This window comes from Natronomonas gomsonensis, assembly GCF_013391635.1.
Classification (GTDB): Archaea; Halobacteriota; Halobacteria; order Halobacteriales; family Haloarculaceae; genus Natronomonas; species Natronomonas gomsonensis_A.
The window spans coordinates 1752860-1767024 of the sequence record NZ_JACAWU010000002.1 but is presented as its reverse complement, the minus strand read 5'-3'; the positions used below and the strand labels follow the sequence as shown (position 1 = coordinate 1767024).

The 14165-nt window shown below is 64.6% G+C and carries 15 protein-coding genes; 6 read left to right on the top strand and 9 right to left on the bottom strand.

Going from position 1 to position 14165, the window contains the following annotated elements:
• Positions 1-316 precede the first annotated feature (316 nt).
• From HWX69_RS18340 to hemL, 3 genes are all read left to right on the top strand, one after another.
• On the top strand, positions 317-2050 hold the full coding sequence (locus HWX69_RS18340; protein ID WP_178915073.1) for an ammonium transporter: 1734 nt from the start codon (positions 317-319) through the stop codon (positions 2048-2050).
• Between the two features lies 1 nt (position 2051).
• Positions 2052-2498 (top strand): Lrp/AsnC ligand binding domain-containing protein, encoded by a 447-nt coding sequence (locus HWX69_RS18415; RefSeq protein ID WP_178915072.1) that lies wholly within the window; start codon positions 2052-2054, stop codon positions 2496-2498.
• A 437-nt stretch (positions 2499-2935) separates the two neighbouring features.
• The gene (hemL, locus tag HWX69_RS17745) at positions 2936-4276 is read left to right on the top strand and encodes a glutamate-1-semialdehyde 2,1-aminomutase (RefSeq protein ID WP_178915071.1); all 1341 of its coding nucleotides are present in this window, start codon (positions 2936-2938) and stop codon (positions 4274-4276) included.
• Positions 4277-4285: 9 nt separating this feature from the next.
• Here hemL and HWX69_RS17740 read toward each other — a convergent pair whose 3' ends face one another.
• The 5 genes from HWX69_RS17740 to pyrE all read right to left on the bottom strand — a co-directional run bounded on the left by HWX69_RS17740 (position 4286) and on the right by pyrE (position 8993).
• On the bottom strand, positions 4286-4534 hold the full coding sequence (locus HWX69_RS17740) for a glutaredoxin family protein (protein ID WP_178915070.1): 249 nt from the start codon (positions 4532-4534) through the stop codon (positions 4286-4288).
• Between the two features lie 78 nt (positions 4535-4612).
• A complete protein-coding gene (locus HWX69_RS17735) occupies positions 4613-6037 on the bottom strand; it encodes an aryl-sulfate sulfotransferase (RefSeq protein ID WP_178915069.1) in 1425 nt (474 codons plus the stop codon).
• A gap of 43 nt (positions 6038-6080) precedes the next feature.
• Entirely contained in the window at positions 6081-7565 is a 1485-nt protein-coding gene (locus HWX69_RS17730; protein WP_178915068.1) for an NCS2 family permease, read from the bottom strand.
• A 107-nt stretch (positions 7566-7672) separates the two neighbouring features.
• The gene (locus HWX69_RS17725) at positions 7673-8386 is read right to left on the bottom strand and encodes a phosphoribosyltransferase family protein (RefSeq protein ID WP_178915067.1); all 714 of its coding nucleotides are present in this window, start codon (positions 8384-8386) and stop codon (positions 7673-7675) included.
• A 76-nt stretch (positions 8387-8462) separates the two neighbouring features.
• Positions 8463-8993 (bottom strand): orotate phosphoribosyltransferase, encoded by a 531-nt coding sequence (pyrE, locus tag HWX69_RS17720; RefSeq protein WP_178915066.1) that lies wholly within the window; start codon positions 8991-8993, stop codon positions 8463-8465.
• A gap of 146 nt (positions 8994-9139) precedes the next feature.
• Between pyrE and HWX69_RS17715 the strand changes: the two genes are divergently transcribed.
• Entirely contained in the window at positions 9140-9418 is a 279-nt protein-coding gene (locus tag HWX69_RS17715; protein ID WP_178915065.1) for a hypothetical protein, read from the top strand.
• Positions 9419-9420: 2 nt separating this feature from the next.
• Here HWX69_RS17715 and HWX69_RS17710 read toward each other — a convergent pair whose 3' ends face one another.
• A complete protein-coding gene (locus tag HWX69_RS17710) occupies positions 9421-9768 on the bottom strand; it encodes a hypothetical protein (RefSeq protein ID WP_178915064.1) in 348 nt (115 codons plus the stop codon).
• Between the two features lie 253 nt (positions 9769-10021).
• Here HWX69_RS17710 and HWX69_RS17705 point away from each other — a divergent pair, with 253 nt between their 5' ends.
• Positions 10022-10492 carry a hypothetical protein gene (locus HWX69_RS17705; protein WP_178915063.1) on the top strand — a complete coding sequence of 157 codons (471 nt, stop codon included), beginning with the start codon at positions 10022-10024 and terminating at the stop codon, positions 10490-10492.
• An 11-nt stretch (positions 10493-10503) separates the two neighbouring features.
• Here HWX69_RS17705 and HWX69_RS17700 read toward each other — a convergent pair whose 3' ends face one another.
• Positions 10504-11499, bottom strand: a complete 996-nt coding sequence (locus tag HWX69_RS17700) for a hypothetical protein (protein WP_178915062.1) — start codon at positions 11497-11499, stop codon at positions 10504-10506.
• Between the two features lie 101 nt (positions 11500-11600).
• On the opposite strand from HWX69_RS17700, the gene HWX69_RS17695 reads away from it, so the two are divergent.
• Positions 11601-12701 (top strand): tRNA (guanine(26)-N(2))-dimethyltransferase, encoded by a 1101-nt coding sequence (locus tag HWX69_RS17695; RefSeq protein WP_178915061.1) that lies wholly within the window; start codon positions 11601-11603, stop codon positions 12699-12701.
• A gap of 9 nt (positions 12702-12710) precedes the next feature.
• Here the strand turns inward: HWX69_RS17695 and HWX69_RS17690 are convergent, their stop codons facing one another.
• Together HWX69_RS17690 and HWX69_RS17685 are read right to left on the bottom strand one after the other, a co-directional pair.
• A complete protein-coding gene (locus HWX69_RS17690) occupies positions 12711-13121 on the bottom strand; it encodes a hypothetical protein (protein ID WP_178915060.1) in 411 nt (136 codons plus the stop codon).
• Positions 13118-13708, bottom strand: coding sequence for a DUF7344 domain-containing protein (locus tag HWX69_RS17685; RefSeq protein WP_178915059.1), 591 nt, complete (start codon positions 13706-13708; stop codon positions 13118-13120). The genes HWX69_RS17690 and HWX69_RS17685 overlap by 4 nt, the downstream gene beginning before the upstream one ends.
• Positions 13709-14165 lie beyond the last annotated feature (457 nt).

Sequence of the window (14165 nt, the reverse complement as noted above, 5' to 3'; positions counted from 1 at the left end):
CGGAGGGTCGCCGCGCGCTCCCGCGAGCAGAGTGAAATACGGCCAATTGGCAAGTGTTGCGATTGACATTCGTCCAGAAAACGAGAATATTCTTCCCTGAACTCTTGACGCGAGCCGACCTTATACAGCTATTATCCTACCCCATTGCTGACGACCGTCCACTAAGGGTATGCAAAAATTTTCAATTTCAACTCCAACATTTATGTAGGGCTGTTCCATGAGGTTCTCCCGTGAGTTGGAAGACAAACATGGTGCAAATCAGAGAAAACATGGACGAACTTTCACAGAAATACGGGAGTAGTACGGAGGTCGAAGCATGATGGAACTGACTGCGTTGCAGGTCGACCCGAGCGTCGTCGCCGAGGGGGTCAACTGGCTGTGGATTCTCGTGGTGACGTTCCTCATCTTCTTCATGCACGCGGGCTTCGCGATGCTGGAGGCCGGACAGGTACGTTCGAAGAACGTCGCAAACCAGCTGACGAAGAACATGCTCACCTGGAGTGTCGGTGTCGTCGTGTTCTTCCTCATCGGTGCGGGCATCTCCGGAATCGTCGGAGTGTTGACCGGCTCCGGCGGTAGCTACGGTCCGTTGAGCCAGTTCGGTGCCGGCAACTTCGGCTGGGTGAGCTGGCTGTTCGGCGCCGTCTTCGCGATGACGATGGCGACCATCGTCTCCGGGGCCGTCGCCGGCCGCGCGAAGCTGCGTGCGTACGTCACCTACACGTTCCTCGTTGCGGCGGTCATCTACCCCGTCGTCACCGGGTTGACGTGGGGTGGCGGCTTCATCGCCTCCCTCGGCTTCCACGACTTCGCGGGCGGCATGATCGTCCACGGCGTCGGCGGTATCGCCGGCCTGACGGCCGCCTACATGCTCGGTTCGCGCATGGGGCGGTTCAACGAGGACGGCAGCGTCAACGTCATCCCCGGTCACTCGATGACTTTTGCCGTACTCGGGACGCTCATCCTCGCGTTCGGCTGGTACGGCTTCAACGTCGGCACCTCCGTCAACGTCTTCGCCGTCGAGGGCGGCGAACTCGTCCTCGGTGCCGGCTGGGAGATCGTCGGCCGCGTCGCGCTGAACACCACACTCGGCATGGCGATGGGCGCACTCGGTGCCGGCGCCGTCGCACTCGCGAAGACCGGCAAAGTCGACACGCTGTACGTCGCAAACGGCATGCTCGCGGGGCTCGTCGGCGTGACGGGTACCGCGGACGTGCTCACGCCGATGGGCGGACTCATGCTCGGCCTGCTGGCCGGCGCACAGCTCCCCATCGTCTTCGAATTCGTCGAAAAGCGCCTGCAGATCGATGACGTGTGTGCCGTCTTCCCGGTCCACGGGAGTGCCGGCGCGCTTGGTGTCATCCTCTTCCCGCTGTGGTCGACCGGCGGTACGGCTATCGCCGGCGGCGTCGTCCCTGGCGGTATCCTCTCGGTCGAAGCGTCGATGTTCGTCCCCCAGATTCTGGGAACGGCCATCATCACGGCGTGGACGGTCCTCGCGACCGCACTCGTCTGGGGTGCGTTCAAGGCCGTCGGACAAGCCCGCGTCAGCCCCGACCACGAGCGTGAGGGACTCGACATCTCCGAGCACGGGACGAACACCTACCCCGAGTTCGGTAGCGGCTCCACCGGTCCGGCCGCGACCGACGGCGGGTTCGTCGAGGAGGACGGCATCGTCCGCCCCGACGGCGGTATCGCCAACGACGGCGGCATCAGGATGGTCATGGGCTTCATCCGCCCCGACAAGCTCTCCGATGTCAAGCAGGGACTCGCCGAAATCGGCGCACCCTCGCTGACGGTTACGAACGTCTCCGGTCGCGGCTCCCAGCCCGCGAAGAAGGGCCAGTGGCGCGGCGAGGAGTACAGCGTCGACCTCCACCAGAAGGTGAAAATCGAGTGCGTCGTCGCGGACATCCCGGCCGAGGACGTGGCAGAGGCCATCCGTGACTCCGCGAAGACGGGTGAACCGGGCGACGGCAAGGTGTTCATCCTGCCGGTCGAGAACGCCTACCAGATTCGTACCGGTGAGGTCGGAACGAGCGCGGTCTGACGTGACCGAGTCGCTCGACAGGCAGGTCGTCGCCGCCCTCTTTCGGGACGGCCGCGCCGACGTGCCGTCGGTCGCGGAAGCCACCGACGCGGTCGCGACGACGGTGCAGAAACGCCTTCGGGCGCTCGAAGACGACGGCGTCATCACGGGCTACACCGCCCGCGTCGACTACGACCGCCTTGGCTACCGGACGGCCATCATCCGACTGGCGGTCGACCTCGACGCGATAGACGACGTGACGGCACGGCTCCGGGAACGTCCCGAGTTCGTCACCGTCTATCAGATGAGCGGTCCCTCCACCGTCTTCGCCGTCGGAAAGTTCGAAGACGATGCGGCGCTGGCCGCCCAACTGCACGATCTGCACGACGACCCCGACGTTCGCACCGTCGACACCAGTTCGGTCCGGTCGGTCGTCCGCGAGGGTGACCCACCCGCACTGGAGGACTGAACGCCGTCGGGCGGACTGCATTTCGGATTCACGCGACGCTGTTTTTTCGAACTGACTGTGTCGTCCGTCTTTGAGGAATTACGCTCTCGCTTACGCGACTCAGAACTGAACTGGACGGCCGTCTCACGCGTAAAAAAGCGGTTTCGGCCCGGAGGGGGCCGACCACGGAAAACCGTCGGATGCCAGCCGTTCGGTTCGTTCCTGAGCGGTACACACCGGAGACCACGAGGGTCTCGCGGTGTCTCAACGAACGGACCGGTGTCGTAATATCGTGTCGAGAGGGGCAATATCTGAAACCACTGGGAAAAATATTGCTCGAACGTGGTGTTTTCTGGGTGAATTTTAGCCGAATGCTCTACATTGCCGAATCACTTCTCCGCGATACCGCTCGACTGCGGACGGTAACGCCTTTCGGGGCGGCAGTCGAACCGACGCTCATGAACCACGAGACATCGCGGTCGCTGTACGACAGGGCGCTGTCGGTCCTGCCGGGCGGCGTCAACTCCTCGGTTCGCGCCGCGCCACAGCCGTACCCGGTGTTCGCCGACCACGGTGAGGGCGGCCACGTCGTCGATGCCGACGGCAACCGCTACATCGACTGGATTCAGGGGCTCGGACCGCTGCTGCTCGGCCACGACATGCCCGAGTCGGTCCAGGCCGCAGTCCAGTCCCGTGCCGCCGAGGCGCCGATGTACGGCATGCCGACCGAAATCGAGGTCGACCACGCCGAGTTCGTCTGCCGCCACGTCCCGAGCGTCGAGATGATTCGGTTCGTCAACAGCGGGACGGAGGCGACGGTGTCGGCGGTCCGACTCGCCCGCGGGGTCACCGGCCGCAACAAGGTCGTCGTCATGCAGGGCGGCTACCACGGCGCCCAGGAGTCGACGCTCGTCGAGGGCGACGCCGACCACCCGAAACCCTCCAGTTCCGGCGTCCCACAGTCGTTCGCCCAACACACCCTCCCGATTCCGTTCAACGACGAGGCCGCCGCCCGCGAGGTGTTCGAGGAACACGGCGACGACATCGCGGCCGTCCTCGTCGAGCCGATACAGGCGAACATGGGCATCGCCTTCCCCGAAGACGGCTACCACGAGACGCTGGAGGCGCTGTGTGAGGACTACGGCGCGCTGTTCATCTTCGACGAGGTCATCACGGGGTTCCGGGTCGGCGGCCTGCAGTGTGCCCAGGGCCGCTTCGACGTCGACCCAGACCTCACGACGTTCGGCAAAATCATCGGCGGCGGCTTCCCGGTCGGCGCCATCGGCGGCAAGACGGAGTACATCGAGCAGTTCAGCCCCACCGGCGACGTGTTCCAGGCCGGCACCTTCTCCGGACATCCCGTGACGATGGCGGCCGGACTGGAGACGCTGAAGTTCTGTGCGGAAAACGACGTTCACGACCACGTCAATTCGCTCGGCGAGCAGTTGCGCGAGGGACTGGCCGACATCGTCGAAGACCACGCCCCCGCCTACACCGTCGTCGGCACCGATTCGATTTTCAAGGTCGTCTTCTCGCGGGCCGAAAGCCACCCACAGGGCGACCCCTGTTCGAACGGGTGTCGGCAGGACCCCACCTGCAGTCGCTACGGCGAGTGCCCCAAACGCGGCACCGACGTGGCCGACGCCGAAACCGAACGCTACGCGCGACTGTTCCGCCCCGCGATGGTCGAACAGGGCGTCCTCGTCTCACAGAATCAATTCGAGGCCAACTTCGTCTCCTACGGCCACACCGAGGAAGACGTCGAGGAGACGCTCGAAGCCTACAAAGAAGCGCTGTAACGCCGCGGTTTAGGCGCCGTAGGTCTCTTCGAGGTACGCGACGATGTCGTCGGATTCGGCCATCGCGTCGACGCCGTGTTCCTCGTCGACGATGACAGGGACGCCAGTCTGACCGCTGATTTCTTCGACCTCGGTTCGCGCTCCGTGGGCGCGCGGCACCTCTACGACATCGTACTCGAGGCCGAGCTCATCCAGTTTGTCGGCGACCTTCATACAGTACGGACAGCCGGGCAGTTCGTATAGCGTAATGTTCGCCATCGACACAGTGTATGTATCCGGGGACTAAGAACGCGGCGGTGGTGTGTCCGAACGCTGTCAATCCGGATTTTCCCGTGCTCACCCGTTCTGAAGCGACCGGAGTTCGGCGAGGAGTCGCTCCCGTCGCGCGAGGAGTTCGCAGGCGGCCCATCCGAGTGCGAGCAACACGCCGAGAACCGCCGAGAGGAACGTCCACGACCCCATCCAGACGGGCCGGAACCACGGTTCGACGTGGGAGTACCGGGTCGCAATCCCGTCGAAACTGGATTTCAACGGGGTGTAGCTCCCGACGTCGGCGATGGCGTCGGCGACGTGATAGCGGTCGGCGACGCCGCCGTCGCCGCCACCGGAGACGGTGTAACTGCCGGTCGTGCCGTGGTCGGCCATCGTCGGCCCGTTGCTTCCCTGCTGGCCGCGTTCGGCGTCGTACGGCGCCCACGCCGCGTAGAACTCCCAGACGACCTCGCCTTCGGGCGTTATCTCGACGACGCGGTGGTTCAGCGTATCGGTGACCAGCGTGTTGCCGTTCGGTAGTCGGTCGGCGTCCCGCGGCCAGTTGAACCCCTCGACGCTCCAGACGAGGTCCCACTCACAGGATTCGGGTGGCGTGCCCGCGCCGAGGCGGGGGTCGGCGTCGCCGCAGTCTCGCTCGTACTCGACGACGCGGTCGTTTTCGCTGTCGGAGACGAGGATGACCGGCGTGCCGTCGTCGCGTTCGAGGTAGTCGGGGTTGTGCTGTTCGAACAGCGTGTCGTGGTCGCCGTCGGAGCCGAGTCGCATCGCGATGTCGCCGCTCGAGCGGTTGAGGAGAATCACTTGGTCGAAGTTCCGCGGGGAGGCCAACACGTAGCCGTCGTCGGGGCCGACTACGTCCACGTCGTTGACGTGCGTCCAGTCGGCGTCGAAGCCGCCGTCGGTGCCGTTGGGGTAGTGCTCGCGGAACAGCCACTCCCACTCGGTGTCGCCGGTGGTGGTGTTCTCGACGTAGAGGCGGTCGTCGCTCACGCCGTCTCGGGTGTTCCGCATGTGGGCGACGAGGATTCGGTCCTCGCTCAGGCGTGTCGTGTCGTGGGTGTCGAGGCGTCCGGGCATGTCGTGGCGCCACTCCACGGCCTCGGTTGCGGTGTCGTACTCGAAGACGACGGTGCCGCCCTCGTAGGTGGCGGTGACGAAGAGGTCGCCGTCGGCCGTCGGGTCGATGTCGTAGAACCACCGCGCGCCGACCTCGTCGCCGTCGAAGCGCCACGCGACGCTGCCGTTCTCGTCGGCGGCGACGAGGCGGGCCGGCTTCTTGGGTTTCCCGTAGCCCGCGAAGTGAAAGCCCTGTACGCTGACGTAGGTGGTCTCGGCGGCCGGCTCCTCGACGGTCCCGGCGCCGAGTTCGAGCGTCTGAGGGTTGACTGCGGCGTAGGCGGCCGGCAACAGGAGGACGAAGACGAGAACCGCGAGGACGACCCGCAGCGTCACGCGACGTGACAACGAGTCGACTCGCGAGACGTCCATGTTCCGTCCAGAGGAGTCCGCAAGGAATACCTTGCGGTTGGGCTCAGAAGGACGGGAGCAGTCCGGCACTCGCCGCGAAGAAGACGGCGAAGTAGACGACGAAGACGACCGCCAGCGTCCACTGGCCGAGCGAGACATCGTCGGCCTCGCCGACGGCGGCTTTGACGATGGGGTAGCTCATGATACCCGCTGCGAGGCCGTTGGCGATGGAGGTCGTAAGCGGCATGATGGTGATGGTGAGACCGGCGGAGATGGCCCACGCTGGGTCCTGCCAGTCGATGTCGGCGACGCCCTGCAGCATGATGATGCCCACGACGACCAGCGCGATGTAACTCGCGTACGTCGGAATCGCCGAGATGAGCGGCACCACGAGCAGCGAGAGCGCGAACAGCGCACCGACGACGAGGGCGGTGAAGCCGGTTCGGCCACCCTCTTCGACGCCGGTCGCGGATTCGATGAACGTCGTCACCGTCGAGGTGCCAATCATCGCGCCGAACGTCGTCCCGATTGCGTCGGCCATCAGCGGCTTGTCGATGTCCGGAAGGTCACCGTTCTCGTCGAGGAAGCCCGCGATTTGGGAGACGCCGATGAGCGTGCCCGCGGTGTCGAAGAAGTCGACGAAGAAGAACGTGAACACGACGAGTGCGAACACGACGGGGTCCTCGAGGATGAGGCCCAGTCCGTCGACGAAGCCGTAGACGAGCGGGGTGAAATCGTACTGGACACCGAACAGGAGCGAGCCGATGCCCTCGCTTTCGACCTGTGAAACCGTTCCGGGTTCGAGGACGCCACGGTCGACGACGCCCGCCAGCGTCAGCGCGTAGCCGGCCAGGGCCGTCCCGATGATGCCGATGACGATGGAGCCCTTGATGCCGCGGGCGTAGAGGACGAAAGTAAGCGCGAGTCCGAGCAGCGACAGCGCCGCAACCGGACTCTGGAGGACGTTTCCGAGCGTGGTGAGCGTCGCCGGGTCCGTGACGACGATTTGCATCTCCTGAAGGCCGAGGAACAGGAGGAACACGCCGATACCGGCTCCGACGGCGAACTTCACCGGTTCGGGGAACAACTGGATGATGTACTCCCGCGCGCCGACGGCCGTCAGGGCGATGAATATCAGCCCTTCGACGAACACCGCGGCGAGGGCGACCTGCCACGGGACGCCCAATGTCAACACGACGGTGAACGCGAAGAAGGCGTTCAGTCCCAGTCCCGGCGCGAGGCCGAACGGACGGTTCGCGTACAGCGCCATCACGAGAATGGCGACGACCGACGCGATGATGGTAACGACGGTGAGCATCTCGACGACCTGGAAGAAGTCGTAGGTCGCCCCCGCGATTTCGGTCGTCGGTGTCGGTTCACCTTCCTGTGGCGACCCGCCGACGATGGCCGGTGCGAGAATGCTCGGATTGACGACGATGATGTACGCCATCGCCAGGAACGTCGTCAGTCCGGCGACGCTCTCGGTTCGTACGTCGGTGTCGTGTTCCTCGAACTCGAAGTACTCCGCCAGCGTATCAGTAACAGCCATAATTCACGTTCGAGCATACCACAGGTTGGTGACTTAATAGTTACCGTCGGAAACGGCGAATTCTGTGCACGTATGTGCGTATCGATGGCGCCGTGACTCGGAACGTGTCACTCTCGTGTGACGAGTGCGCCCACCGGGGCGTCGGTGTGGGCGCGGGCGCGGTCGATGCCCTCGTCGCCGACCGCGATGAGCGCGAACACGCCGGCCACCTCGGCGCCGGCCGACGCCGCGATGTCGAGCAGCAGTTCCTGTGTCTCCCCCGACCGGATGAGGTCGTCGACGACCAGCACGGATTCGCCCGAGGCGATGGCGTTGGCGGGGAGGTAGTAGTCGATTTCGATGCCCGAGGAGAGCCGTTGTCGGGCCTCGATGAACTCCTCGACGGCGGTCTCGCGGGACTTCTTGGCGTAGGCACATCGGGACCCGAAGTAGCGGGCCATCGCCGCCGCGAGGGTGATGCCGTCGGTGGCCGCCGTCAGGACGGCATCGGGCGGCTCGATGCCGAGCGTCTCGGCGGCGACGGGCGGGACGAGCGACAGCAGCGACTGGTCGAAGACGACCCGGGAGTTGTCGACGTACCCTTCATCGTCGACGACGATGCGGGCGTCGAGTTCCTCGGCGAGCAACTCGGAGCCGACTCCACCGACCACCTCGCGGGCGCGGGCCTCACTCGGGAGGACGTGCCCGTTGACGTACCGGTTCAGGTCGCCGGCGGGCAGTCCGGTTTCGGCGGCCAACTCCTCGTAGGTGCGCGTCTCCTTCAACGTCCGCAACACGTCGACGGCGCGCAGCTGGAGGGCGGCCTTCTCCGAACGGTTCATGACTTCAACGCGTCACCGCATATGTATGAACACTTCGGTGTGCTACCGAGAGTAAATAGACACGGGAGTGGATACTCTACGCGCGGTCGGCGTCGGCCAACAGCTCCGAGGCCGTCAACAGCGACTCCAGTTCGATGTCGTGTTCGGCGAGGTTCTCGTGGGCGCCCTCCTCGCGGTCGACGACGACGAGCACGCGGTCGACGACCGCCCCAGCGTCTCGGAGCGCCTCCACGGCGTCGATTGCGCTTTGGCCTGTCGTGGCGATGTCCTCCAACACAACGACTTCCTCGCCGTCCTCGAACTCGCCTTCGATTTGGTTGCCCGTGCCGTACTCCTTGGCCTTCTTCCGGACGATGACGTAGGGGTTGCCCGTCTCGACGGCCGTCGCGGCGACCAGCGGGACGGCGCCCAACGCGACGCCGGCGAGTTTCGAGTCACCGACCCGTTCGGCGAACGCCTCGGCGATGAGTTCCAGACAGTGTGGGTCGGTCTCGAAGACGTACTTGTCGACGTAGTACTCGGAGGTACCGCCGTGGGAGAGTTCGAACTCCCCGAACTTCACCGCCTCCGCGGCCCGGAGCGCGTCGATGAGTTCCTGATTGACCATACACGCTCCTCGCCCGTCCGGGTAAAAAGCGGCGCGGAATCACGGGGGCACCTGCATACCGACAATTGGTCTCGTCTCGATAAAACACGAACAATGATAACAAATAACACGAAGTGGCCCATACCGTCTAGCACGGAGTGGTGGCAATGGTTACGAAACACACCCCTGAATCGCTGTGTGAGTGCTCGGCGGGCAGCGTGTGTGTCGGGCGAATCCAGCACTACACGTGTGCGATTTCCGGGTTAGTGGCGGCCGTCGTCGTGGTGTCGCTAGTCGCGCCACTGTTGTTCGCCGTCACCCAACCGCTTCATTTCCTGTCGTCAACGGTGGTCGTGTTCGTCCTCCTTCTGTCGTGGTTGCTCCTCGCCATTGCGCTGGAACTCCTCTGGGTGTGGCGAGTGGATGGATTCCGCGACGCCGGATGAGACTACAGGAACTCCCTGACCTCGGAGTACCACATGTCGTGGTGGTCGAGGGCGTCGATACGGCGGGCGATTTTCGTGGCGATAGCGTGCCAACAGAGTTCCGTCGGTTCCTCGGGGTCGAGATTGTAGCGAGAGTCCTCACACTCGCAGGTGCCGTCTTCGACGACGTGTTCCTCGGAGTGGCCGACGACGACGGTGAAATCGCGGTACTCCTTGACCCGCTCTTCACCGACGGCCTCGATGGCCCGGACCCCGCGGTCGCCGTGGGTGGCGATAATACGGTCGACGGCGTCGCTGGTGAGTTCGCCGTCGGCTTCCAGTTGCGCCTCCCACTCCTCGACCGGGTTCACTCTCGGCTATTCTCGGGGACGTGGGAAAATCGCTTCGCTCCGAACTTTTTGCTGTTCGGGTGCGCCTGCGGCGCACCACTCACAGCAAAAACTTCGATGAAAAAGGCGGCGACTCGCTTCGCTCGTCGCCGTGAACCGCGCGCCTCAGGCGCGCGGACAGTACCGCGACCGCGGTCGGTTTTGTGCATATAGTGTTTTCCAGAAAACATTTACCGGTGTACGATATTTTCGAATCATGTTAACTGTCCACAATATGGGTGTTCTCATCGGAGCGACGAAGCGTCGGGCCGGCGTTTGGGCAGGCGTGTGTGTCGCCATCTATGCGGTCACGGTACTCCGCTTACTCACGACGGATCCGTTCGGGTCCTTCTTCCTCATCACGTACGTCGGCCCGCTCGTGGCGTTCCTCGTGGCGACAGTACAAGCATATCGAAACGGCAGTGTCGCCCTCAGTTGGCTCATTGCAGGCGCTCCGTTGCTGGCGTCGATGACTGTCCGTCTCGTTTGGTTTCACCACCCCGGAATCGGCTTGCTGGAGGTATCCGGAACTCTAATCGTCGCGCTGTTCTTCGGAACGACGGCACACCTGCTCGGTACGGAGGCGGCGACGGTTCGTCGAACAGCACCCAGAACGCCCGGTCGAACCGAGAAGCGCGGGTTACTCGCCATCCTCCTCGTTACCGGTGGGCTGTTCGCCGTTTACTACGTTCGCCCGCTCTTCTAATCGGCACTCGGCTACACTGTCAGAAAGAGGATTCCGGCCGCCCCGACCACCGACAGCACCGCGCCGACCCAGATGTTCCGCCCGGTCGCCTTCCGCAGTCCCGCGGCGACTTCCTCGTAGGGGCCACGGGCGACGAACGCCCCCTCGCGTTCGCACGTGAGGAGCGGCCGGCCGTACTCCTCGCCCACTGTCGTCTCGCCCGCGACGACGACGCTCTCGCCGGGTTCGACGACGTTCTCCTTGAACCGGAGCTCTCGCTCGGCCCGGCCATCGGTGGTCAGCGGGAGGTTCGGAAACGGCGCTCCCTCGCCGCGAAGGTGGTCCGGTACGGGTTCGCCCTCCTCGACGACGAGTTCGTGTTCCGCCGGTCCGCCGGTCGTGGTGCCTTCGGGGAGGGTTTCGGTGTCGGTCGGACTCCCGGCGGCGAGGCTGAGCCACGCGCCCTCGGGGTCGACGTTGGCGGTCCCGTCGTCGGTCTCGACCGTGAAGGGCGTCCGCTCGATGGTGAAATCGGTCGTGAAATAGCTCCCGTAGGACCGCAACGGCTGTTGTTTGTACTGGGCGACGGAGGCGGTGTAGCAGACGGCGTCCCGTCCGGTGATTGGCGTCGTCAGCGTCTCGCCGTCGGCAGCAGCCGCGCCGCCGACGGCACAGGGACCGCTCGTCGGGAGGCCGTCGCCGCTGCCCGCTTCGAGGAGGTTCGCCCGGGGACGGTTGGCGATAGCCGTCGCGCCGACGAGCAGGCCGCCGGCGAAGATGCCGGTGGCGATAGCCCACCCGAAGCCAACGCTGTCGGGGCCGTTGGTCACGACCGGGGCCAGCGACAGCGAGGCCACGACGACCGCGGGGAGCGTTTCCCGTCGCGAGACGCCGGACTCGTAGGCTCGGAAGGTGAGGGTTGCGGCCAGCGCACCGTCGGGGAGCCACCGAGACATGACCCACCAGACAGCGCCGCCGACGAGGACGGCCGCGACGGCGTAGGCGAACACGTCGACGGGTTCGACCATGCTGTCGACTCTCCATCCCCCGACGACAAAAATCGACTGCTCGATTCGTTCGGCGATACGCAAACGTGTCCCTTTTCGGGGGTCACCCCACAACGGAGTGTATGGAAGTCCGCGAGGGCGGCGTGAGAATCGAGGTGCCCGAGGAGCGCCACGGTGCCAGCGAGGGCGCCGGGTCGGGGGTGTTCTACAACCCGGTTCAGGAGTTGAACCGCGACATCACCGTCGGCGTGTTGCGGACGGTGGCCGACGACTGCGACTCCTATCTCGACGCGATGACCGCAAGCGGCGTCCGCGCGGTTCGGGCCGCCGACGCCGGCTACGACGTGACCGCCTGCGATGTCGACGACGACGCCGTCGAGTTGGCTCGCCGGAACCTCGACGTAAACGACCTCGCGGGCGAAGTCCACCATCGGAACGTCAACGCCCACATGCACGAGTCCCGCCACGACGTGGTCGATTTGGACCCCTTCGGGACGCCCGTTCCGTTCCTCGATGCGGCGTTTCAGAGCGCCGGGCGGTACCTCTGTGTGACCGCGACCGACACCGCGCCGCTGTGTGGCGCTCACTTCGAAAGCGGCGTCCGGAGTTACGGTGCGGTCCCGCGGAACACGGAGTTCCACCCCGAGATGGGCCTGCGCGTGTTGCTATCGGCGCTGGTCCGGACCGCCGCACGCTACGACATCGCCGCCCGTCCCGTGTTGAGCCACGTCTCCAGTCACTACGTCCGAACCTACGTCGAACTGGACCACGGCGCCCGCGCCGCCGACGACTGCATCGACCAGTTGGGCTACGTCGACCACTGTCAGAAATGTCTGTGGCGCGACAGCGAGGCGACGCTCATCGCCGACCCGACGAAAACGTGTCCGAACTGCGGGCAGTCGACGTGGACGGCCGGCGCCATCTGGCTCGGGCCGGCCCACGACGCCGCGTTCGTCGAATCGGTCCGGGAGTCGATTCCCGACTCCTTCGGCGAGGCGTCGAAAGCCGACCGCCTCCTCGAGACCGTCGCCGGCGAACTCCACGAACCGACCCACTACGACCAGCACAAACTGTACAAGCGATGGGGCGAACCGAACATCGCGATGGACGAGTTCCTCGAAAAACTCCGGGCGGCGGGGTACGAGGCCTCTCGGACGCACTTCGGTGGAACGACGTTCAAAACCGACGCCGACGTGGTGGCGATTCGCGAAGCGGTGTCGTGACCCGTGTCGTCAGCCACACGCGACGGTGCGATTTAGCCCGACCGTCACGCCCGCTCCCTGCGCTTCGACGGTAATCCGGCCGTCACAGGAGACTGTCCTGAACGTGTACGTCCGCTCGTCACCGGCCTCGACGGCGTCGGGCTCGGCGAAGTCGACTGTCGTTCCGTTGGCGGTGACTTCGACGGTCGTCAGGTCGGTGCCGGCGGGGAACTGATTTGCCACCGTCACTTCGAGGTTCGTCGTGCCGTTCTCCGTTCCCGAGGGTGCCTGTTCGACCCCCAGGTAGGCGTTGGAGTCTTCTGCGACGCTCACGTCGACGCCGCGCTCTGCCGTTGCCGAACTAAACCCGCCGGTAGTCGTCACGACGACGACGCTGGCAAGGAGAGCGGCCGCGAGGAGGAGACGCCGGCGCCGGGTCATCTCTCTTCGACCTCCGGGGGTTCGGCACGCGCACCCAATCGCATCCGGTAGTAGTTGTCGTAGAAGTGCCCCGCCGACGACACCGCCAGCGTCGTCACGAAAAAGACGCCGTACAGCAGCGGTGGAAGCGAATCGAAGGGGTAGACGCCGAACCAGAGGCTGGCCAAACAAACCGCACTCAGCGCGGAGAGACCGATGTAGTACAGTCCCCACGGGATATCTCCGTCGGTGAGCGAATCGACGTAGAAGTTGGCGTTCGAGGCTGCCTCGCTGAGGGCGACATTGCCGCGTCGGGAGTCGTACTCGACGAACCCACAGCTCTCCATCTTCGGGAGGTGGAACTGTCGAAGCGCGTTCTTCACGCGCTTGCGCTCTCGGTGGGTGAGTTCCTCTATCGGCTTGTTGTTCTCCCAGCCGGCGACTCGGTCCGCGAGTTCGGAAACCGTGGTGTGGTCCCCGTTCTGTTTGAGGTAGTGAAGTACGAACCGGCGGCGTCGGTTGCTGAGCACCTCGAGTATCACGTCCCGTGAAAACTCGTGGTCGCGAAACGACGGTGGCTCCGGCACGTTCCTCGATAGCTCTCTCATGACGAATCCCCTCCCTGTGCCCTGAACTGAACGGTCGTCGACGCCATCGTGTAGTTCAGTCACTGTAGCCGGCCTTCAGTATACAGAACCATCTCGAAAACAAGTGGTCTATGCGGGTACTGTCACGTTCGTACAATACCGTATGAGCGGCGTTAACTGGGATGATTTCTCCCGGTAACGGCTTCGATTATGCTGTGGTTACTCCCCACGACCCTCTGACGACGACCCCGTCTCGTTCGAACGGTTCGTCGAGCGTCGCGTTACATCGAACCTTCGTAATTAATCAGGCGTTCGAATTTTGCCATAGAATCCCTGTCGAGTCGGAAAACACCGCTTTCGGGATTCGATGGCTGTCTATTCCAAAGTGGGTCCTGCCCGACCGGTTGAGTACGCGCCGCGGCGGACGATGGCGGGGAGTGACGCGGGGTCGGAGGGCGCGTGAGAAAGTGAGAACCAA